Genomic DNA, 21,786 nt, shown 5'->3' on the forward strand with positions numbered 1-21,786 from the left:
AGGTTGCGTTGCAACAACGGCGAGTTTGGGGGCGGCCTATTGCGCCGCTTCGGCGTCGGAGGTGAGCTCGAGCCATTCTTCTTCGGCCGCGACAAGGGCCTTCTCCAGATCGCCGCGCTGCGCCGAAAGCTGCGCGGCTTTCGCCGCATCCTTGGAGAAGACGGCGGGATTGGCGAGCGTCTTGTCGATGCGCGCCATGAGATCCTGGAACTTGCGCATTTTTTCCTCGATCGCCCAGATGCGCTTCTTCAGCGGCGCGGCGTCTTTTTTGCTGGGCGCGTCGCGGCGTTGCGGCTCGGCGCGCTGGGCTTCGGCGCGGTCCTTCTTCGCTTGCCTGCCATTGCCGGCGCCGGCGCGGTCGAGGACATATCTCTTGTAGTCGTCCATGTCGCCGTCGAACGCCTTGACCGTGCCGCCGTCGACGAGCCAGAGCCGGTCGGCGCAGGCGTCGAGAAGATGCCGGTCATGCGAGACCAGGATGATCGCCCCTTCATACTCATTGATCGCCTCGATCAAGGCGGCGCGGCTGTCGATGTCGAGATGGTTCGTCGGCTCGTCGAGAATGAGAAGATGCGGCCCGTGGAAGGTCGCGAGTCCCATCAGAAGCCTTGCCTTTTCGCCGCCGGAGAGTTGCGCGACCTTGGTGTCGGCTTTCACATTCGGGAAGCCGAATTGGGCGCATTTGCCTCTGATCTTCGCCTCGGTCGAATCGCGCATGAGCTCGGCGACGCATTGAAAGGGCGTCGCCGTCTCGTCGAGATCATCGACCTGATGCTGGGCGAAAAATCCGACCTCCAGCTTGGAGGAGCGCCTGACCACGCCGCCTTGGGCTTCGAGCCGCCCGGCGACGAGCTTGGCAAAGGTGGATTTGCCATTGCCGTTCGAGCCGAGGAGGCCGATGCGGTCATCATCCGAAATATTGAGAGATAGCCGCTTCAACACTGGCTCCGCCCCGTAGCCGACGCTGGCGTCCTCCATGGCGACGATCGGCGGGCTCAGGGGCTTTTTCGGCGAGGGGAGATGAAACGGCAGGATATGGCCGTCGACGATCGCCGAGACGGGCTCCATCTTGGCGAGCATTTTCAGCCGCGACTGGGCCTGCGCCGCCTTGGTGGCCTTGGCGCGGAACCGATCGACGAAAGACTGCAAATGCTTGCGCTGATCGTCCTGCTTTTTCTTGTGCTTGAGCAGGATCGCCTGCTGCTCGCGCCGCTGCCGCTCGAAGCTCGAATAATTGCCGCGCCAGAGGGTGAGCTTGGCCTGGTCGAGATGCAGGATGTGATCGGACACGGCGTCGAGCAGATCGCGGTCATGGCTGATGACGAGAATCGTCGCCGGATAGCGCTGCAGATAATCGATGAGCCAGAGCGTTCCTTCGAGATCGAGGTAATTGGTCGGCTCGTCGAGAAGGAGAAGATCGGGATTCGAGAACAGAACAGCCGCGAGGGCGACGCGCATCCGCCAGCCGCCCGAGTATTCGCTGAGAGACCGATTTTGCGCCGGCTCGTCGAAGCCGAGGCCGGAGAGAATGCTTGCGGCGCGCGAGGGCGCCGAATGCGCGTCAATATCGGCGAGCCGCATGTGAATGTCGGCGATGCGCGCGGGGTCGGTCGCGGTTTCGGCTTCCTCCGTGAGGCGGGCGCGTTCGAGATCGGCGGCGAGAACGAAATCGATCAGGGTTCCGGGGCCGCCCGGCGCCTCCTGCTCGACGCGGCCTAGACGCATCTGGCGCGGATAGGAGATCGAGCCGGACTCGGGCGCGAGCTCGCCCGAGATCATGCGGAACAGCGTCGTCTTCCCGGCGCCGTTGCGGCCGACGAAGCCGACGCGTGCATGGTCGGGAAGCGCCGCGGTCGCCTTGTCGAAGAGAACCCGAGGTCCCAATCGGAGCGTTATGTCGTTGATATGGAGCATGCCGGGCTTGTCGCTCGCCTTGCGCTGCATTGCAAGAGAAAGTGAATTTCGCCCAGAGTATTTTCGCTGTTGATTGAACTGTGTCGCAATAGATCGAAAGAGCGGGGTCGCCGCCGATTGGATGCGTCTCGCGAAGTAGAACCTGGTCTATATTTTCGCGGAGACGTTCGATTTATCCCGATCGCCTCGGTCGGAAAGCAATTCCACGCCATTTGGAGCAGTTCCAATATGGGAGGCTTGAGCGAAGGCGAGGAATGGCTTAAGCGTTTCCGCGCATAGGAAATCGCTTTAGATAGGACCTCGCAGCGGCGATCCTATTCGCCTTGCTGGAAACTCGGGGCGTAATGGGGCGAACCGCCGAATTCTTGATTTGCGTAAATGATCTTCTGCTCGTTGCTCGCGCCCGGCGACGAAACGCCGCCTGGCCAAAGATGCAGAGCGGGCCTTGCCGTGGCGCACGACAGTCGTTAGAATAATTCTAAGTCGAAACTCCATAGGTTAAGTCAGATGGAGCCTCGGCTTCGACGCGCAGTTTTTTCTTCGTTGAAGGGAGTGTGAATATGGCAGCGCTTGGTGGCAGCAAAACCGAAGACAATCTGAAGGCAGCCTTTGCCGGCGAATCGCAGGCGAATCGGCGGTATCTTTATTTCGCACAAAAGGCCGACGTCGAAGGCTATAATGACGTGGCCGCCGTGTTCCGTTCGACCGCCGAGGGCGAAACGGGCCATGCGCATGGCCATCTCGAGTTCCTCGAGGCGGTTGGCGATCCGGCCACCGGTCTGCCGATCGGCGAGACTTCGAAGAATCTAACCGCCGCCGTCGCCGGCGAAACGCACGAATATACCGACATGTATCCGGGCTTTGCGCGCACCGCGCGCGAGGAAGGCTTCGGCGAAATCGCCGATTGGTTCGAGACGCTCGCCAAGGCCGAGCGTTCGCATGCCGGGCGCTTCCAGAAGGCTCTCGACGAGCTGCCGAAGTAAGCCGCGACGGACTAAAGGGTCCGGCTCGTTCCGCGAGCCGGGCTGCCCTTTGGCCGGCTCCATATCTAACGCGTGATCCGACTCCGATGTGCGGCATTTGAGCGGGACGCGACGACCAATAATTCAAGAGAGCCAGTCGCAATTTTGATCCAAACGGATGCGAGTCGTCCGTCTGGCTTGACCCGCTGGCGAGAAGAGGCGACATGAGCGAAGGCGGCCTAGGGGCGCCCACAAGGCATCCGTTGGATTGGAAGAACCCGGAGTTTTACGACGAGGCGAAGCTCGACGCCGAGCTGCGGCGCGTGTTCGACATCTGTCACGGCTGCCGCCGTTGCTTCAATTTATGCGATTCCTTCCCGCGTCTTTTCGATCTTGTCGACGCTTCGCCAAATGGCGAGCTCAATACGGTCGAGAGCAAGGATTTCAAGCCGGTCGTCGACGCCTGCACGCTCTGCGACATGTGCTATATGACGAAATGCCCCTATGTTCCGCCGCATGAGTTCAATCTCGACTTTCCGCATCTGATGCTGCGCTATCGCGCCGTCGAGGCGAAGAAGGGCGAGGTCGACCTGGCCGATCGCGAGCTAGCCAAAACCGATCGCAACGGCAGGCTCGCCTCCTACATCGCACCGCTCGCCAATTTCGCGACGAATAGCGCCAACAAGACCGCCCGCGGCCTGGTCGAGAAATATGTCGGCCTCGACAAGGAGGCCTGGCTGCCGAAATACGCTTCGAAAAGCTTCGAGGAGCGCGCCAAGGAAGAGCCGGTCGCGGTCAATCGCGAGGCCCCGGCCGCCGGCCGCAAGGCCGTGATCTACGCGACTTGTTTCGCCAATTTCAACGAGCCGGACATAGGATTGGCGGCCCGCGCGGTGCTCGCCAGGAATGGGGTCGAGACGGAGGTCCTGCATCCGCATTGCTGCGGCATGCCTTTATTGGAGCAAGGCAATATCGCGGAGGTCGCGGAGAGCGCGCGGATCGTGGCCGCCGCGCTGCGTCCATGGATCAGAAAGGGCTATGACATTGTCGCGCTCGTGCCGTCCTGCGCCTTGATGCTCAAATCCGAATGGCCGCTGATTCTGCCCGATGACGCTGACGTCAAGCTGCTGGCGAAAGCGACCTTCGATCTCAGCGAATATGTTGTCGGCATTGCGCGTAAAGAGGGTCTGGCGCCGGGCCTCGCGCCGGTCGCGACCGGGGGAGTCGCCTTGCACATATCCTGTCATTCGCGGGCGCAGAACATGGGGCAGAAGGCGCGCGAGCTTTTGAAGCTCATCCCGGAGGCCAATCTGCAGGTGATCGAGCGCTGCTCCGGCCACGGCGGCTCCTGGGGCTACAAGACGGAAAATTTCGAGACCGCGCTAAAGGTCGGCGCGCCGGTGGCGCGGCAGGCCGCGGAGGGCGGCAAGGCCATTGTAACGTCGGAATGTCCGCTCGCCGGCCTGCATATCGCCCAAGGCGTGGACAGGCTCGACGGCGGCAAGGAGAAGCCGCGGCTCTACAGCCATCCAATTCAACTTCTGGCGGAAGCCTATGGCCTTTAGACCATAGGCTTTGGAGCGGAACATGGCGCAAAAGCATAATCTCACGACGGACGACATCCTGCCGATGGCCGACTACGGCAAGATCCGCCCGGAAAGCCGCCGCAAGATCTCCCTGCGCAAGCAGAATCGGCGCGTCGAGGTCGGACCCTTCGTCACCTTCTATTTCGAGAACTACGACACGATGTGGATGCAGGTCCACGAGATGCTCTATATCGAAAAGGCCGGGCCGGAGCAGGCGGCCGATGAGATCGCCGCCTATAATCCGCTGATCCCCAAAGGGCATGAGCTTGTCGCGACCTTCATGATCGAGATCGACGATCCCGATAGGCGGAAGCGCCTTCTCGCCGGCCTCGGCGGCATCGAGAACGCCGCCTTCATCTCGATCGGCGGCGAGCGCATTATCGGTGCGCCCGAGGCGGATCAGGACCGCACGCGGGCGGACGGCAAGGCGTCCTCGGTTCAATTTGTCCATTTCCCCTTCACGCGGGCGCAGATCGCAGCCTTTCGCGCGCCGCGCGCCGAGGCGACGATCGGCTTTTCGCATCCGGCCTATGGCCATATGGCGATCGTGCCGGAAGCCGTCAGGGCCGAACTCGCCGGAGATTTTGACTGAGAGGGGCGATTTAGCCACATCATCGGTAGCGACAATCATAATTATCTGAACGATCGATTGGACCAATTTAAGTCCCGCTTTTATAGCTCCCTTCAGGTTCGATGCTCCGGCGTCGAACGCTCTCGAAAGGAGTTTTTAGATGGTCGCAATTGGCTCCAAGGTTCCGAGCTTCTCCGTCGTCGGCGTCAAGCCCGGTTTCGAATCGCATGAGGAAAACGGCGTAAGCGCCTTCGAGGCGCTCACCGAAGCGAGCTTTCCTGGCAAATGGAAGGTCATTTTCTTCTATCCAAAGGATTTCACCTTCGTCTGCCCGACCGAGATCGCCGAATTCGCGCGTCTCAGCACGGAATTCGAGGATCGCGGCGCCGTGGTGCTTGGCGGTTCGACCGACAATGAGTTTGTGAAGCTCGCCTGGCGGCGCGCGCATAAGGATCTCGCCAAGCTTCCGATCTGGCAATTCGCCGATACGAATGGCTCGCTGACCGATGGGCTCGGCGTTCGCTCGCCCGATGGCGTCGCCTATCGCTATACGTTCATCGTCGATCCCGACAATGTCATCCAGCATATCTACGCCAATAATCTCAATGTCGGCCGCGCGCCCAAGGACACGCTGCGCGTGCTCGACGCCTTGCAGACGGACGAGCTTTGTCCGTGCAACCGCGATGTCGGCGGCGACATTCTCGAGATTGCATGAGGCGCCTCATGTCGATCGAAAGCCTGAAAGACAGGATTCCCGACTTCGCCCGCGATGTCCGACTGAACCTTTCCGCGCTCGTCAACGACGATGCGCTTGGCGAAGAGGCCAAATACGGCCTCCTTCTCGCCTGCGCAATCGCCACGCGCAACGCCGATGTGGCGCAGGCTTTCGATCGAGAGGCGGCGTCGCGTCTTTCGCCGGCGGCGCGGGATGCGGCGCGCGCGGCGGCCGCCATCATGGCGATGAACAATGTCTACTATCGGTTCACGCATCTCGCCTCGAACAAGGCCTATCGGACAATGCCGGCGAAGCTGCGAATGTCCGTGATCGGAAGCCCTGGCGTCGCCAAGGTCGATTTCGAGCTTTGGTGCCTAGCGGTCTCGGCGATCAATGGCTGCGGCGCCTGCGTCGACGCGCACGAAAAGGTTCTGGCGGCGGCGGGCGTGACGTCCGAGACGATCCAGTTCGCGGCGCGATGCGCCGCGATCGTTCAATCCGTCGCCGTGGCCCTTGAGGCGGCGCGCCTGCCGGTCGCCGTCGCATAAGTGAAGGCGTCGGGATTATTCCGACGCCTCCACAGCATCTTTTGGGACGCTCCCTCGAATAAGCTCCGCGAGCGCCGCGATCGCGGGCCGGCGCGGATTGGTCTGGCGCGAGATGAGACGCACGCGGCGCGACGCATGCGGCCCGCCCAGCCGGCGCGCAGTGAGACCGCCCGGCAGCCCGCGTGCGTCGAAAGAGCCAGGCTCGGCGCCAGGGTCATGCCATATCCCGCCGCCGCCATCTGCAGCAGGGTCTGCAAGCTCGTCGCCCGCATGTCGGCCATGGCGTCCTCGCCGAGATCCGGGTGCTGGCAGAGGTCGAGCGCCTGATCGCGCAGGCAATGCCCATCCGCGAGCAGTAAAAGCCGATGCGGATCGATCTCCGCGGCGTCAACGCAGGCGCTGCGCGAGAGCGGATGATCTTCCGGCAGAACCAGAAAGAACGGTTCGTCGAACAAGGCCATGCTCTCGAGCGCGTCCGTCTCCGGGTCGGAGGCGATGATGGCGGCGTCGAGCCGGCCTGAAACGACGGGCTCGATGAGCCGCGCCGTCAAATCCTCGACCAGAAGCAAAGGCGTCGCCGGCATGGCTTCGCGCGCCCGCGGCAGAATGAAAGGCGTCAGATAGGGTCCGAGCGTCGGGATGACGCCGAGCCGCAGCGGCCCGACCATAGGATCGCGGCGCGCCTTGGCGCAGGCCAGGAGATCGTCGGCGGCGGCGATGGCGCGTCGCGCATGGTCCAGGATCTGCTCGCCTGCGGCCGTGGTCGCAATCGATTTGCCGACCCGCTCGAAAATGCCGACCCCGAGCTCTTCCTCGAGCTTCAGGATCTGGCCGCTCAAGGTCGGCTGGCTGACATGGCAGGCGGCGGCGGCGCGGCCGAAATGGCCGAGATCGGCGACGGCGACAATATAGCGGAGGTCACGCAAGTTCATTAAATTAACAATATCAATTCATAGCGCTTTAAACAATCGCCTCCGTTTAAGGATTGCGGAGTTCTCTCATCGCGGTCCGATCATGAAGAGCTTTGACAAAGCCGTATATTTGTATTTGAAGTGATAGTCTTATCGAGCCTAAGCTAAAATAGCTTGAGCATGAGCCCTTAGAGTTTGATCAAACAGCTAAGCAAGCGTGGCTTAAACTTGTATAAATCATGGAGAAAGCTCAAGCTCAGGCTACATCTCTCTCGCCAGCGTGTATTTTTGTCTGATGTGTTGTAGGCTTACCTGACGACTGGCGGATTCCCCGGCAAGCGGTCTCGTTACGTTCTTGTTATAAAGAAGGCCTATCGTGTTTGAGTTTATGTCGGCGTTTCTAACTTCCGATAGTTTATCTCCGCATGGCATATGTTTACTCTGGCGCCCGGAATTGATCTGGACTCATGTCGCTGCGGATACGGTCATCGGCCTGGCCTATTATTCGATCCCGCTCGTCCTCGCCTATTTGGCCTATAAACGACCGGACTTTGGTTTCGGCTGGGTAATGTGGTGTTTTGTCGCGTTCATCCTGGCCTGCGGCACAACCCATTTCATGTCGATTTGGACCCTTTGGGTTCCTGATTATGGTTTGGAGGCGCTCGTAAAAGCCTTCACCGCCGTCGCCTCCGTCGCCACCGCGATGGTGCTTTGGCCGCTGCTGCCGCGGGTGCTCCAGCTGGCCTCGCCCGAGCAGCTGCGGCAGGCCAATGACTCCCTCGCCTTGCATGTGAAGGAGCGCGACGCCGCCTTGGCGGCTCTTCGAAAAGAGGTCGATGAGCGGCGCCTGGCGCAGGACATGCTGCGGCAGGCGCAGAAAATGGAGGCGGTTGGCCAATTGACCGGCGGCGTAGCTCATGATTTCAATAATCTGCTGACGGCAGTCCTCATGAGTTTGGATCGCGCCGCCCGGCAGAGTGAAATAGCGGACCCGAAGCTAGCAAAATCGCTTCAGACGGCAACGCTCGCCGCCGAAAAAGCCGCCGCCCTTACAAACCGGATGCTCGCATTCGCGCGCAAACAGCCGCTCAAGCCGATGAGCGTCGGGGTCAACGAACTCGTGTCTCATCTTGCGCCTCTTCTTAAGAACGCGCTGGGCGAGCATAGAGCGCTGGTCCTCGACCTCGATCCTGAGGTGGGAAATGTATGGGTCGATCGCAATCAACTGGAGCAGGCGCTCCTCAATCTCACTGTGAATGCGCGTGACGCTATGGAGAGTCGAGGCGAGATGAAGATCACGACCCGGACGATCGAAATGGGGCGCGGCGGGGAAAAAGTCCTCGGCGCGGAGATCGAAGTTGCGGATACTGGCTGCGGGATGAGCAAGGAGGTGCAAACGCGCGCATTCGACCCGTTCTTTACAACGAAGCCGGTCGGGAAGGGATCCGGGCTTGGCCTCAGCCAAGTCTATGGTTTCGTTCAGCAGTCCGACGGAATGATCCAGCTCGAGAGCGCTCCCGAGCACGGAACCCGAATATCGATTCAACTTCCTATCATTGCGAAAGCTTGAACATGGCGATTAAGCGCGTTGTTCTCGTCGTCGAGGATGAACCCTTGGTGAAAGACTCGCTCGTGCTCGAACTCGAAGACGCAGGATTCGAGGTCGTCACGGCCGAAAATGGAGATGAAGCTTCATATATTCTGCCGAAAATGCAGCAAATAGATCTTTTACTTACCGATATTAGAATGCCGGGCAGAATTAACGGTTGGGTTCTGGCCGATATGGCGAGATGCCGACGTCCGAACCTGCCGGTGATCTACACGAGCGGGTTTTCGCCTCAGCAAGGAATGGAGGTCGAAGACAGCATCTTCCTCCCAAAGCCCTATCGCCTCGGTGAAATGCTGAAAGCGATCGAGGAGCTGAAATTGGGCAATGAGGAGCTGTCCTCGATCAATGATGAGCTGAAGTCCGCGAATGAGGAACTGGAAACTTCAAAGGAAGAGCTCCAATCGATCAACGAAGAGCTGCAGACAGTGAACGCCAAGCTGAAGGCGCGCGTGGATGAGCTTAGCCGCGCCAACAGCGAAATCGCCAATCTTCTGGCGGGCGCGCAGATTGCGATGGTCTTTCTCGACCGGAAATTCGCGATCAAGCGCTTTACCTCAGCGGCGAAGGACCTATTTTATTTAGCTGAAACCGACGTCGGCCGGCCGATTTCGCAGATACGTTCGCGCCTCCGCCTAGATTTGGTTCAGGAAAGCGCGGAGCATGTTTTGCGCACGCTCGGGGCCATCGAGACTCGAGTCGAGAGCGACGACGGCGCCAAACATTACATGATGCGGATTCTGCCTTATCGGGCTCATGGCGAGGCGGTCGCCGGCGTCGTCGTGAATTTCATTGACGTGACCCGGATTATGGCCGCCGAAACCGAGATCTGCAGCCTGACCTGCGAGCTGCGAAACCGGGTGGAGAAGATGGAGCGGATCCTTGATCTGCTCCCTGCGGGAATTTTCATTGCGGGCAATGATCCGATGCAGCATGTCCAAGTCAATCGCTATGGGATTCGGCTCCTCGGCGAAAGAGACGATCAAAAGGGACCACGAGACGTGCCCGTGCCTTACCGGCTATTCGACCATGATCGAGAATTGGCGTTCTGGGAGCAGCCGCTGCAGCGGGCTGCTCTGACCGGTCAGGCCGCGCCGCCCATCGAGGGCAGACTGGTGCGTCGCGACGGCAGTTCGGTGGACGTGATGATGTCGGCGGAGCCGCTATTGGATGAGAAGGGCGCGCCGCTTGGCGCGATTGCCGCTATCATCGACATATCGGAGCGCAAAAAGGCCAAAAAATCCGCTGACATTCCGGCGTCTCCCGAATGAGTCGGCGGGCCGTCCAGCAGTTCGATGGAATGACCCGGCTCGAGAGTCGCGAGCCGTCCGAGCGCCGATTCCACTTCCTGTTTGCGAAAGCTTAAGCATGGCGAATAAGCCCGTTATTCTCGTCGTCGAGGACGAAACCTTGGTGAAAGACTCGCTCGTCCTCGAACTCGAAGACGCGGGATTCGAGGTCGTCACGGCCGAAAACGGAGATCAAGCTTCATATATTCTGCCAAAAATCCCGCGGATAGACCTTTTGCTTACCGACATCAGAATGCCGGGCCGGGTCAATGGTTGGGTTCTGGCCGATATGGCGAGATGCCGGCGTCCGAACCTGCCGGTGATCTATACGAGCGGGTTTTCGCCCCAGCAAGGAATGGAGGTCGAAGACAGCGTCTTCCTCCCCAAGCCTTATCGCATCAGCGACATGCTGAAAGCGATCGACAAGCTCAAACTGCGCGACAGGGACCGCGACGCCGCCTGATCGGCTTCGTAGCGTCCTCGCTCGTCTTTTCAATGCGCAAGCCGCCGGGGCCGGAGCGACAAGACGGCCACAATCAGACGTGAGCGGCGCGGCGCCTTGCAAACTCGGCGCGCGTCTCTATAAGCGGCGGTGATTTTACACTTCACCTCCGATGCAGGGACGCCATGGCGATTGAACACACTTTCTCCATCCTCAAGCCCGACGCGACGCGGCGCAACCTGACCGGGGCGATCAACGCCCTGATCGAAAAGGCGGGCTTGCGCATTATCGCGCAAAAGCGGGTCAGATTCACGCGCGAGCAGGCGGAGACGTTTTATGCGGTGCACAAGGCGCGCCCCTTCTTCGGCGAGCTCGTCGACACGATGATCTCCGGCCCCGTCGTCGTGCAGGTGCTCGAGGGCGAGGACGCCATCAAGAAATATCGCGACGTGCTCGGCGCGACCGATCCGGCCAAGGCCGATCCCGGCACGATCCGCAAGGAATTCGCGGTCTCGCTTGGGGAGAATTCCGCGCATGGCTCCGACGCGCCCGAGACCGCGGCGGTCGAGATCGCGCAATGGTTTTCCGGCAATGAGATCGTCGGCTGAGACCGCTTATCCGCCGCCTTTATGACTTGCCCCTCAAGCTTGAAAGCCTCAAACTGAATTTGTGCGGGGCTTACTTTGGGTCTCGCGCGGATTTGAGGCGTCGCGCGAGGGCCCGACATGCTGGCTCCATCCAGACGAACCGGCGCTCGGGCGGCGCTCGCCGCACTTGCGCTTTTGGGCGTTTTGACGCTGCTTCGTCCGGCTTACTCCGATGTTCGCGAGTGGCTCCAGCGCCATTTCAGCTTTCTTGGCGGCGGAAAGCCCGAGGCCTTTCGCGACGCTTTGGACGATCCGACAGCCAAGCTTTTCGCTTTCTTTCAGCCTCTGGGCCTGCTGCCGATTATCGCGCCTGCGGGAGAAACGCCCGGCGACGTCTATAAAACGACGCTTGGCGGCTTTAGATCGCGGCAGCCGACATGTTTTCCAAAATTGGCGGAAGTTCACGGCAGCGCCAATCTGCCGAGCATGACGGAAGCAACCGAGTCGGAGCTGAATGCGAGCCTGAAAGCCGCGATTGAGGACGCGAGCCTCGGCGAGGGCGGCGTGAAGCTGCGCTTCGAACGCGCCGGAACGCTGCGTTTCGAGAACGTATCCTTTCTCAGCACCGGCGAAGCGGAAGCTATAAAAAGCTTCGAGGCCACGAAGACCAGGCCAGAATGCGCGCCTCTGGCGCCGCTGCTCGACCCGAAAATGAACCCCGCTGGCGCCGAGGGCCTCATCCTTGGCAATGTCTATTCGGCGACCGCCGACGCCAAATGGAAGGTCTCCACGGAGGGTTCGGGACAAGCGAAAGTCAGCGCGGACGATCTCGTAAAAATAATCAAGAAGGCGGCCGAGCGCCTCTTGAAGCGCAGCATACCGGTCAACATCGACATAGGCGTTGAGGTCGAGGGCGGCCGCAACAGCGCTCGCGAAATTTCGCTGGTATCTTCGCAGCCGTTGCCGGTCGCCTATACGCCATTATTCATTTCGGTTCGGCACCTTGCACAAGTCTCGAAGGAGCTTAAATCGGTCGAAATCCTCGAGAGCGTCTTTGTCGCCGAGCGGCGGAGCAATCCTTCCATGCCCAAACGCGAGCTCCGCAACGTGATGACGAAAGAGGCGAGTATGGACCTTCCCTCCGTCAACGCAATTTCGACGGCGATGCAAACCGGGCCCTTTACGCCTTTCGACCCTGAGAACCCGGACCACGCCGCTTACATTGCGGCAGTGGATACTTTGCTGGCGCTGAGCCTCGAAGTTTCGGAGACTTAAGCGCCGCGCCCGTGCTCCTGTTGCAGAAACCCCGGCATCATAGGATCATGACGCGCCATGAACGCCGCGCCGCAAATCTCCCGCCGCCCTTCCACCTGTCCGCATGACTGTCCGTCCGTCTGCGCCCTCGACGTCGAGGTCCTGGACGGGCGCAGCATCGGGCGGATTCATGGCGCGAAGCAGCAGAGCTATACGGCCGGCGTCATCTGCGCCAAGGTCGCCCGCTATGCCGAGCGCATCCATCATCCTGACCGCCTGCTTTATCCGCTAAAGCGCACCGGCCCGAAAGGGTCGGGCTCCTTCGCGCGCATCTCTTGGGAGGAGGCGCTCGACCGGATCGCGGACAACTTCCTGAAAGCCGAACGCGATTTCGGCGCGGAAAGCGTCTGGCCCTATTATTACGGCGGCACGATGGGCCGCCTCATGCGCGATGGGATCAATCGCCTCACCCATGCGAAGCGCTATTCCCGCTTCTACGGCTCGATCTGTGTCAATATCGCCTGGCCCGGCTTTATCGCGGGCACGGGGCGGATGGCCGGGCCTGATCCGCGCGAAATGGCCAAGTCCGATTGCGTCGTGATCTGGGGGACCAACGCGGTCGTGACCCAGGTCAATGTCATGACCCATGCGATCCGGGCGCGGAAAGAGCGCGGCGCGAAGATCGTCGCCATAGACATCTACCGCAACGCCACCATGGAGCGGGCCGATCTCGCGCTATGCCTGAAGCCCGGAACCGATGGCGCTCTCGCCTGTGCCGTCATGCATGTGCTTTTCCGCGACGGTCTCGCCGATCGGGATTATCTCAAAAAATACACGGACGCGCCGCATGAGTTTGAGGCGCATCTCGAAACCCGCACGCCGGAATGGGCGGCGGCGATCACCGGCTTGAGGCCGGAGGAGATCGAGGCCTTCGCCCATCTCGTCGGCCGCAGGAAAAAGACCTTCTTTCGCCTCGGCTACGGCTTCTCGCGCCAGCGCAATGGCGCCGTCAATATGCACGCTGCCTCCTGCATCGCCGCCGTGACCGGGGCATGGAAAGAGGAGGGCGGCGGCGCTTTCCACAACAATGGCGCGATCTTCCATATGCGCCAGCGGCTGATCGAAGGGCTGGACGTTGTCGATTCGAGCATCCGCGCGCTTGATCAGTCCCGCACGGGCCCAATTCTCACCGGCGATCCGGACGCGCTCGAAGGCGGCGGGCCGGTGAAGGCCATGCTCGTGCAAAACACCAATCCCATGTCGGTCGCGCCGGATCAGACGAAGGTGCGGCGAGGCTTTTCCCGCGACGATCTTTTCGTGGCCGTGCATGAGCAGTTCATGACCGAGACCGCCGCCATGGCCGACATCATCCTGCCCGCGACCATGTTTCTGGAGCATGATGATTTCTATTTGGGCGGCGGGCATCAGCATATCGGCTTTGGCCCCAAGCTGATCGAGCCTCCGGGCGAATGCCGCAACAATCATGAGGTCATTTGCGCCTTGGCGGCGCGGCTCGGCGCCGAGCATCCGGGCTTTGCGATGAGCCCGCGCCAATTGATCGACGCGACCTTGCGCGAATCCGGCTGGGGCGGGCTCGCCGAGCTTGAAGAAAAGCGCTGGCTCGACGCGCAGCCGGATTTCGAGACCGCGCATTATCTCAATGGCTTCGCCTGGCCGGACAAGAAATTCCGCTTCAAGCCGGATTGGGGCAATGTGCCTTTCGGGACCTCCGTCCCGCGCGGACCCTGGCGCGACATGCCGAACCTGCCCGATCATTGGGGGGCGATCGAGACGCCCAATGAGGCCTATCCGTTTCGTCTCGCCACGAGCCCGGCGCGCAATTTCCTGAATTCAAGCTTTACCGAAACGCGCTCGTCGCGGGCGGCGGAAGGCAAGCCGAAGGTCCTGATCCATCCGCGCGACGCGGCCCGGCTTGGCGTTGCGGAGGGAGACAGGCTGGTTCTCGGGAACGCGCGGGGGCAGGTCAGGCTGATGGCCGCGCTGTTTGACGGGCTGCAGCCGGGGGTGATGATCTCGGAAGGGATCATGCCCAATGCGCTTTTCGAGGATGGAAAGGGCATCAACACGCTGACCGGCGCCGACACCGTCGCGCCCTATGGGGGCGCGGCCTTCCACGATATTCGCGTCTGGGCGAGGAAGGCGATCGATCCTGTCAAGGAAGCGGATCGAGGTCAGGCGAGCGAGATGGCTGGCGGCGTTTCAGTTTGAGTTTGGGCAGCCGACCCAACCCTGACCATCGAGAATCTGCTTCCGGCGCGCTAACCATCGGCATTCGCGCCAAGCAGCAGGTCGAGAATGCCTTCCTCGAGCCTGGCGAGCTCGACCGAGCCGCGCCGGCGCGGGCGGGGCAGGTCCACGGCGAGGTCGAGCGCAATCCGCCCCGCCTCGATCATCACCACCCGATCGGCGAGGGTGAGAGCTTCAGCGACGTCATGGGTCACTAGAATGGCGGTGAATCCGTCGCGGAGCCAGATCTGCTCCAAAAGGCGCTGCATTTCGATCCTTGTGAGGGCGTCGAGCGCGCCGAGCGGTTCGTCAAAGGCGAGCAGGCGCGGCCGGCTGACGAGCGCGCGCGCAAGCGCCACCCGCTGCTTTTGTCCGCCAGACAGCACAGACGGCCATTCGCCCCGCGCGCTCCGCGAGGCCGACGGCGGCGAGGGTTTCCAGCGCGCGGCGGCGCGCATCCGGCGTGTCGCCGACCGAACCCAAGCCGATCTCGACATTGGCCAGAATCCGCGTCCAAGGCAAAAGCCTCGGCTCCTGAAACATCACCCGCGCAAGGCTTTGGCCGGATGCGGCCCCAGCCTCCCCGCCGAACCGCAGAAACCCTTCCGAGGGCTGGTCGAGGCCGCCGATGAGGCGAAGCAAAGTACTCTTGCCACAGCCGCTGCGCCCGACAATGGCGACGAATTGTCCGGCCCGAACGTCCAGATCGAGGCCGCGCAGGACTTGGGCGGAGCCGAAACTCTTGCCGAGACCGCGAATGGTCAAGGACGCGCCTCTGTTGGGGCGGCCCTGACGAGCGGCGGCGAGATCAGGCGCGGGGCTCATTGCTGGAAGGCCGGATGCCATGAGAGGCAGAGCCTTTCGAGCAGGCGGGCGGCCGAGTCGGCGAGCTTGCCCAAGGCCGCGTAAAGGAGGATCGAGAAGACGACAATATCGACCTGCATGAAGTCGCGCGCCTGCATCGCCATATAGCCAATGCCCGATTGCGCCGCGATGGTTTCGGCGACGATCAGGGTCAGCCACATGATGCCGAGGGCGTAGCGAAGGCCGACGAGGATCGAGGGCAGGGCGCCCGGAAGGATCACGCGGCGCAACAGGGCGCGCGTCGAGAGGCCATAGCCGCGGCCCATTTCGACGAGCTGCGGATCGACGTTGCGAATGCCATGCAATGTATTGAGATAAATCGGGAAAAACACGCCGAGCGCGACCAGGAAAAGCTTCGCCTCCTCCTCGATCCCGAACCAAAGGATGACGAGAGGGATGAGGGCGAGGTGCGGAATATTGCGCGCCATCTGCAAGGTCGTGTCGGTGAGCTTTTCGCTCAATCTCGACAGGCCATTGGCGAGCCCGAACGCGAAGCCAATTCCGCCGCCGACGATCAGGCCCGCCATCGCCCGCAGGAAGCTCACCTCGACATTTGTCGCAAGCGCGCCAGACGCCGCCAGCCTCCATCCCGCCTCCGCGACCGCCAAAGGGGAGGGGAGAATATTGCTCGCCAGAAGGCCAAACGACGAGGCGGCCTGCCAAATGACAAGGAGCAGGGCCGGAACGAGCCAGGACATGGCGTCGGCCCGCGAGAAGAGCTTGGCGAGCCCAAACTCTCGTCGCGGCGCGACCAGCGGCTCGGCCGCCGCAAAGGTCGAAGGCGCGTCGGTCATCTTGCTCTTCGTCCCCGCCGTCTTCGCCCGCCAGCATGTGGCGCGCCGACGATCTTTGTTATGTCGATAGACTTTGTCAATAAGCGTCGGGCCAGGCATAGGCCGGTTTGAAATTTCCGGCTCGGTTCGCTGTGATCCGCCGCGATTGGAGCGAAGCGAACATGACGTCTGGGAAGTGACTGCGCCCAAAAAACAAAGGTTTCGTTGACGGGCGCGCTTGGTTGGTTCGTATGGCCGGCCAGCGGCGCGAATACTGCATGAAAAATCATCAGTCAGCGGATTGAAGCAAAGACGACGCTCAATGACCGGCGTTCAGATTGAGGAAGAGCCTCAGAAATCATGGGAGAGTTGTGATGGCTAAGGAACACAGCGCCGAAGACAGCGCGCGCTATATTCTGACGATCTTCAGACGACATAGACGCCTGACCGGCCAAACCGAGCTGATGAATAATTTCACATTGCCTTTTGCTCAGGACGGTTGGCAACTCAGCGATCTCGCTGCGGGACAGCAATATGCCGTCGAGCAGGGATGGATCGAGGTCGGCAAGGACGACAAATTTCTCAAGCTGACCGAGGCGGGCTTCGCTCAGGTGGCGGACGAAACTGTATGAAATGACGCGCAGCTAGAGCATGTTCCGAAAAAGTTGATCGACTTTTTCGATCAGAACATGCTCCAACTCTTTGAAACTGAGCGATTCCTTCCCGATCAGATGATTCCATCTAATCGGGAGGCGCGCTAGCCTAGCCTGTCGCTCGACTGCGTCGCCCTAATCGGCGAAAGGAACCCGCAAGGGCGGCGGCGGGCTCACAGGATCGCCGCAAAATACGTGATTGCCTTGGACAAGCAGGCTCTCGCTGGCGACGCGTTCGAGCGCGGCCGGGTAGATGATGTGCTCCTGCGCGAGAACGCGGGCCGCGAGCGTTGCCGGCGTGTCGGAATCAAGCACAGGCACCGCCGCCTGCGCGATGATCGGTCCTTCATCCAAGGCCGGGACGACGAAATGCACTGTGCAGCCGTGGATCTTCACGCCGTCGGCCAAGGCGCGCTCATGCGTGTCAAGGCCGCGATAGGCGGGCAGAAGGGCGGGGTGGATGTTCAAGATCCGGCCCCGCCAGTGCCCGACGAACCAGGGCGTCAGCATGCGCATGAAGCCCGCAAGGCAGATATATTCGATCCGATGCAGATCAAGGAGCACCTGCATCGAGCGCTCGAATTCTTCGCGTCCGGCATAGATCTTATGATCGACGGCGGCGGTCGCTACGCCATTGTCCTTGGCATAGGCCAAGCCGGGCGCGTCGGGCCGGTTCGATAGAACGAGGGCGATCTCGGCCGGAAACGAAGGGCTTCGCGCCTTCTCGATTAGGGCCCGCATGTTGGAGCCGCGCCCCGAGATCAAAATCGCCGTGCGTTTGCGCCGGGCCGTCACAGGCCGAGCCGCCCGGAGTAGATGACCCGCAGGCCTTCGGCGGCCTCGATGACCTCCCCAAGCGCGACCGGATCTTCCCCCTCGTCGCGCAAGGCGCGCAGCAGAGCCTCGGCGCTCTCGGGGCTTGCGACGAGAACCATGCCGATTCCGCAATTGAACGTGCGCAGCATCTCGGTCTCGCCGACGCCGCCAGTTTCCGCGAGCCAGGCGAAGACCGCAGGAGCCAGGATCGCCGCGAGATCGAGCCGCGCGCCGAGGCCAGGCGGCAGCACGCGGGGCAGATTGTCGGGAAATCCGCCCCCGGTGATATGGGCCAAGGCTTTCACGCCCTCAGTCGCCGCGATCGCCCTCAGCACGGGCTTGACGTAGATCCGCGTTGGGGTCAGCAGAGCTTCGCCGAGGGATTTGGCGGCCTCGAAAGGGGCGGGGTCGCCCCAGCCGAGGCCTGATTTCGCGACGATCCTGCGCACGAGCGAAAAGCCGTTCGAATGAAGGCCAGAGGACCGGAGGCCGATGAGAAGGTCGCGCGGTGCGACGCCGGATTTGGGCAGGAGCCCGCCGCGCTCGACCGCGCCCACGGCGAAACCCGCGAGATCATAATCGGTCCCGCTATAGAGGCCCGGCATTTCGGCGGTTTCGCCGCCGATCAAAGCCGCGCCCGCCTCGATGCAGCCTTTGGCTATGCCAGCGATGACCTGAGCCGCCGCTTGCGGATCGAGCCGGCCTGTCGCGTAATAGTCTAGGAAGAACAAAGGCTCCGCGCCTTGCACGACGAGATCGTTGACGCACATGGCGACGAGGTCGATCCCGATCGTCTCGTGAATGCCGGTCTCGATGGCGATCTTGACCTTTGTGCCGACCCCGTCATTGGCGGCGACGAGGATCGGATCGCTAAAGCCGGCGGCCTTGAGATCAAAAAGTCCGCCGAAGCCGCCGATTTCGGCGTCGGCGCCGCGTCGCCGCGTCGCCCGCACCAGCGGCTTGATCTGCTCAACCAAGGCGTTGCCGGCGTCAATGTCAACGCCGGCGTCGGCATAGGTGAGGCCATTTTTTTTGGTCATGGGAGGCCCCGCCGGAGAAGCCGTCACGGCTAGCGCGTCCAGCGCGGCAAAGCAAGATCGGCGGTCCCCGCCGCCATTGCGACGGGGTCGAAGCAATCGACGCAATTAGCCTGCCGTGGCTAGTAATGAGTGAGATATTTCATCATATTTACGACGCGTCGGATTCGCCAGGCGGCGCCCCGTGAGCGATGTTTTTCGGCGGCGCAAATGGCTATGTGGCGCATTGCCCGCTCCCACGCGTGAGTTAAGCGCATCTATCAATAATAGAGCTATGACTTTCTTCCAGCGAAAATAAAATAAGTTTGAAGTATGCTCATAAGCAGCAAATGGAGCCTAAGATGGCGAGTGCGACCTATCGAACTATCCAGGCAAGCATGTTTATGCTATTACTTACATCGGGAGGGGCGGTCGCTCAAGAATCATCTACGCCAAGAGAGTCATCAAAGCCGAATATTATTGAAGAGAAGCATGGAAACGTAACGAATTACACGGTTGAAGGAAGCCTTGCCGCCACCAAGGCCGTTGGATGCATTCCCATCGCCGAAGCAAAAAATGATCTTACCCCGGCCGATTTGTACCAGGGTGTTTTGCAATGCATCAATGAGAATAAATTCGAAATAGCGACAGAATTATTTGCGCTGGCAGGCATATATGCGCGTTTCGATGCGGAAAGAGTTACGGACCAGAGCGCGGGCCAAGCGGGAGAGGTGTTGATCATGAACACGTTCTCGAACCTCCCGAAGAGCAAAAAGTCGCAATTTATGGCGGCGTTCGACCGCGTTTCAAAAAGCCCGAAATCGTTAGGGTCGCTCTGCGCCGATATTCAAAAAATTGGCGCGCCTGACTATTATCCGAAATACATGATCCTGCACGGCATGAAAGCCTTTTTGGGCGACCCCTATGAAGGCGCATTGTCGGACGCGTTCGACCCTGCGGCGACATGGCGGCGTCTCCAATCGGACTATTTGCACTGTCCCAAGAAGGAAAATGATTGAGGGGCGTCGGGCCTAGCTGGCGCGGCAAAAACGCCGCCTCCGCTTAAACGCAGGCGTTGCTCCAAGGCCGCTCCACTTCCAAACGCGCCACCCTATTTATGAATTGGGCCGTGGCCATGTTACACTAGATTGATGCGGACGACGGACCTCCTTCAACGCGTCGAAATGGAATGAGTTTTTCGCTTTACCGCAGCGTGCCGAATCTCATCACGCTCGGCCGCCTCATGCTCGTTCCGGCCATCATTGCGATGATCGCCGCGGAGCGGTGGCAGGCGGCTTGCGTCGTTTTCATCCTCGCCGGAATTTCCGACGCGGTCGATGGCTGGATCGCCAAGACTTTTGATCTTCGCACTGAACTCGGCGCCTATCTTGATCCGCTCGCCGACAAGGCGCTGATCGATTCCATCTTCGTGTCGCTCGCGATCGTCGGCGTGCTGCCTGCGACGATCGCAATCCTCGTCGTCGCCCGCGACGTGATGATCGTCGGCGCCTTCATGGTCTCCTGGTTCCTGCACAAGCCTATGGCGGTCAAGCCGCTCCTGATCTCGAAGCTGAACACCCTGGTCCAACTCGGCTGCGCGGCCATGGTCCTCGGCGTCAAGGCGTTCGATTTTCCGGCCGGGGTCTGGTTCGATATTTCGATTTACGCCGTCGCCTTCCTGACCCTCGCCTCGACGGGCGCCTATTTCGAGCAATGGATCAGGCATATGAGCGTTTGAGGCTGAGGCGTAGCGCTCTCGCGTGGAGGGCTCAGCGCGCAAAAAAAGCTGTCGAGCCATCGCGAGGCGGGGAGCATAAAAGCCGTGCTTTTGCTATGAAAAGCCGTCGGCGCGGGGGACGCGGCAAAGGAATGAGGCGGGGACGATGCGGCTCGAATGGCAAATCGGCTTCTGGGTCGGCGTCCTTTTGCTCCTTATCCTTCTGCTCTGGGTATTCAGCGGCGTGCTCCTGCCTTTCGCCGCCGCGGTTGCGCTCGGCTATCTTTTGAACCCGGTCGCCGACCGGCTCGAGCGGCTCGGCCTCAGCCGGCTCGGCGCCACTCTTCTGATCATGGTGGGCTTCGTCCTCCTCCTCGTCGTGGCCCTGGTGCTGATCGTGCCGATCCTCGGACGCCAGCTCGTCGCCTTTATCGAAGTTCTTCCCTCCTACGTCTTCAAGCTCGAGCAATTGATCTCCAGCGAGAGCGAGCGCTTCGGGCGCGAATATGGCGGCGCCATCTTGCAGAAGCTGGGCCTTAGCGCTCAGACCGGCGCAGACCTTAGGACTTCGACCACCGATCTGCTCGTCCAAGCCGCGCAATGGGCGGCGTCCTTCCTGAAGTCGGTCTGGACGAACGGGGCCGCGCTGGTCAGCGTGATTTCGCTCATCATCGTCACGCCCGTGGTCGCCTTCTACATGCTGCTCGATTGGGAGAAAATGATCGCGACGATCGACGGTCTCGTGCCGCTTCGCTACCGCGACACCGTGCGGGAGCTCGCGCGCGAGATCGACGCGGCCATGGCGGGCTTCTTGCGCGGACAGTCGCTCGTCTGTCTTTTTCTCGGCGCCTGGTACGGGATAGGCCTGACGCTGATCGGACTGAATTTCGGGCTTTTGATCGGCATCACTGCGGGGCTCTTGAGCTTCATTCCTTACGTCGGCTCGCTCACCGCCCTGGTTTTGTCCTCGGCGGTCGCGATCGTGCAGGATTGGCCGCAATGGAAGCTGCTGTTCATGGCGCTCGGGGTCTTTCTCACCGGCCAATTTCTCGAAGGCAATATCCTCTCCCCGAAGCTCGTCGGCGATTCGGTCGGGCTGCATCCGGTCTGGCTGATTTTCGCCCTTCTCGCCTTTGGCAGCCTGTTCGGCTTCACCGGCCTCATCACCGCGGTTCCCCTCGCGGCGGCGGCGGGCGTGGTCCTGCGCTTCGCGGTCAGGCGCTATCGCGAGAGCGCGATCTTCACCGAGCTGCCTTCGACGCGGCCGAAGATATTCATCGAAGCGACCGTGATCAATCCGGAAAAGGATCGCTGA

20 protein-coding genes and 1 pseudogene are annotated in these 21,786 nt (G+C 61.1%); 15 read left to right on the top strand and 6 right to left on the bottom strand.

The features are described from left to right. Window positions 1–36 precede the first annotated feature (36 nt). A complete protein-coding gene (locus RZS28_RS12990) occupies window positions 37–1,914 on the bottom strand; it encodes an ABC-F family ATP-binding cassette domain-containing protein (protein WP_407338166.1) in 1,878 nt (625 codons plus the stop codon). A gap of 560 nt (window positions 1,915–2,474) precedes the next feature. On the opposite strand from RZS28_RS12990, the gene RZS28_RS12995 reads away from it, so the two are divergent. From RZS28_RS12995 to RZS28_RS13015, 5 genes are all read left to right on the top strand, one after another. After that, window positions 2,475–2,897: a rubrerythrin family protein gene (locus RZS28_RS12995; protein ID WP_407338167.1), complete on the top strand. Its 423-nt coding sequence runs from the start codon at window positions 2,475–2,477 to the stop codon at window positions 2,895–2,897. A gap of 203 nt (window positions 2,898–3,100) precedes the next feature. Next, window positions 3,101–4,441: a heterodisulfide reductase-related iron-sulfur binding cluster gene (locus RZS28_RS13000; RefSeq protein WP_407338168.1), complete on the top strand. Its 1,341-nt coding sequence runs from the start codon at window positions 3,101–3,103 to the stop codon at window positions 4,439–4,441. Between the two features lie 22 nt (window positions 4,442–4,463). Continuing rightward, the gene (locus tag RZS28_RS13005; protein WP_407338169.1) at window positions 4,464–5,054 is read left to right on the top strand and encodes a DUF3501 family protein; all 591 of its coding nucleotides are present in this window, start codon (window positions 4,464–4,466) and stop codon (window positions 5,052–5,054) included. 139 nt (window positions 5,055–5,193) lie between these two features. Beyond that, a complete protein-coding gene (locus RZS28_RS13010) occupies window positions 5,194–5,748 on the top strand; it encodes a peroxiredoxin (protein WP_407338170.1) in 555 nt (184 codons plus the stop codon). Between the two features lie 8 nt (window positions 5,749–5,756). Further along, window positions 5,757–6,296 carry a carboxymuconolactone decarboxylase family protein gene (locus RZS28_RS13015; RefSeq protein ID WP_407341122.1) on the top strand — a complete coding sequence of 180 codons (540 nt, stop codon included), beginning with the start codon at window positions 5,757–5,759 and terminating at the stop codon, window positions 6,294–6,296. Here the strand turns inward: RZS28_RS13015 and RZS28_RS13020 are convergent. Beyond that, on the bottom strand, window positions 6,242–7,228 hold the full coding sequence (locus RZS28_RS13020) for a LysR substrate-binding domain-containing protein (RefSeq protein ID WP_407338171.1): 987 nt from the start codon (window positions 7,226–7,228) through the stop codon (window positions 6,242–6,244). The genes RZS28_RS13015 and RZS28_RS13020 overlap by 55 nt on opposite strands. A gap of 355 nt (window positions 7,229–7,583) precedes the next feature. Here RZS28_RS13020 and RZS28_RS13025 point away from each other — a divergent pair, with 355 nt between their 5' ends. The 6 genes from RZS28_RS13025 (at window position 7,584) to RZS28_RS13050 (ending at window position 14,614) form a co-directional block, all read left to right on the top strand. Next, the gene (locus RZS28_RS13025) at window positions 7,584–8,777 is read left to right on the top strand and encodes a sensor histidine kinase (RefSeq protein WP_407338172.1); all 1,194 of its coding nucleotides are present in this window, start codon (window positions 7,584–7,586) and stop codon (window positions 8,775–8,777) included. A gap of 2 nt (window positions 8,778–8,779) precedes the next feature. Further along, entirely contained in the window at window positions 8,780–10,084 is a 1,305-nt protein-coding gene (locus RZS28_RS13030) for a PAS domain-containing protein (protein ID WP_407338173.1), read from the top strand. A gap of 97 nt (window positions 10,085–10,181) precedes the next feature. Continuing rightward, entirely contained in the window at window positions 10,182–10,565 is a 384-nt protein-coding gene (locus RZS28_RS13035) for a response regulator (protein ID WP_407338174.1), read from the top strand. Window positions 10,566–10,729: 164 nt separating this feature from the next. Further along, on the top strand, window positions 10,730–11,152 hold the full coding sequence (ndk, locus tag RZS28_RS13040; protein WP_407338175.1) for a nucleoside-diphosphate kinase: 423 nt from the start codon (window positions 10,730–10,732) through the stop codon (window positions 11,150–11,152). A 117-nt stretch (window positions 11,153–11,269) separates the two neighbouring features. Next, the gene (locus RZS28_RS13045; RefSeq protein ID WP_407338176.1) at window positions 11,270–12,406 is read left to right on the top strand and encodes a hypothetical protein; all 1,137 of its coding nucleotides are present in this window, start codon (window positions 11,270–11,272) and stop codon (window positions 12,404–12,406) included. Between the two features lie 57 nt (window positions 12,407–12,463). After that, complete coding sequence (locus tag RZS28_RS13050; RefSeq protein WP_407338177.1) at window positions 12,464–14,614, top strand: molybdopterin oxidoreductase family protein; 2,151 nt, start codon at window positions 12,464–12,466, stop codon at window positions 14,612–14,614. A gap of 50 nt (window positions 14,615–14,664) precedes the next feature. On the opposite strand, the pseudogene RZS28_RS13055 reads toward RZS28_RS13050, so the two are convergent. After that, window positions 14,665–15,457, bottom strand: a pseudogene (locus RZS28_RS13055) (ATP-binding cassette domain-containing protein). Then, window positions 15,454–16,194 carry an ABC transporter permease subunit gene (locus RZS28_RS13060; protein ID WP_407341123.1) on the bottom strand — a complete coding sequence of 247 codons (741 nt, stop codon included), beginning with the start codon at window positions 16,192–16,194 and terminating at the stop codon, window positions 15,454–15,456. The pseudogene RZS28_RS13055 and the gene RZS28_RS13060 overlap by 4 nt, the downstream one beginning before the upstream one ends. Window positions 16,195–16,643: 449 nt before the next feature. On the opposite strand from RZS28_RS13060, the gene RZS28_RS13065 reads away from it, so the two are divergent. Further along, window positions 16,644–16,901: a hypothetical protein gene (locus RZS28_RS13065; protein ID WP_407338178.1), complete on the top strand. Its 258-nt coding sequence runs from the start codon at window positions 16,644–16,646 to the stop codon at window positions 16,899–16,901. A 156-nt stretch (window positions 16,902–17,057) separates the two neighbouring features. On the opposite strand, the gene purN is transcribed toward RZS28_RS13065, so the two are convergent. Continuing rightward, complete coding sequence (purN, locus tag RZS28_RS13070) at window positions 17,058–17,663, bottom strand: phosphoribosylglycinamide formyltransferase (RefSeq protein WP_407338179.1); 606 nt, start codon at window positions 17,661–17,663, stop codon at window positions 17,058–17,060. A gap of 50 nt (window positions 17,664–17,713) precedes the next feature. After that, window positions 17,714–18,778, bottom strand: a complete 1,065-nt coding sequence (purM, locus tag RZS28_RS13075; protein ID WP_407338180.1) for a phosphoribosylformylglycinamidine cyclo-ligase — start codon at window positions 18,776–18,778, stop codon at window positions 17,714–17,716. A 338-nt stretch (window positions 18,779–19,116) separates the two neighbouring features. On the opposite strand from purM, the gene RZS28_RS13080 reads away from it, so the two are divergent. The 3 genes from RZS28_RS13080 (at window position 19,117) to RZS28_RS13090 (ending at window position 21,786) form a co-directional block, all read left to right on the top strand. Beyond that, complete coding sequence (locus tag RZS28_RS13080; RefSeq protein WP_407338181.1) at window positions 19,117–19,773, top strand: hypothetical protein; 657 nt, start codon at window positions 19,117–19,119, stop codon at window positions 19,771–19,773. A gap of 170 nt (window positions 19,774–19,943) precedes the next feature. Next, a complete protein-coding gene (locus tag RZS28_RS13085) occupies window positions 19,944–20,492 on the top strand; it encodes a CDP-alcohol phosphatidyltransferase family protein (RefSeq protein ID WP_407338182.1) in 549 nt (182 codons plus the stop codon). A 145-nt stretch (window positions 20,493–20,637) separates the two neighbouring features. After that, window positions 20,638–21,786, top strand: coding sequence for an AI-2E family transporter (locus RZS28_RS13090; RefSeq protein ID WP_407338183.1), 1,149 nt, complete (start codon window positions 20,638–20,640; stop codon window positions 21,784–21,786).

This window comes from Methylocapsa polymorpha (genome assembly GCF_045689225.1).
In the GTDB taxonomy this organism is placed as follows: domain Bacteria; phylum Pseudomonadota; class Alphaproteobacteria; order Rhizobiales; family Beijerinckiaceae; genus Methylocapsa; species Methylocapsa polymorpha.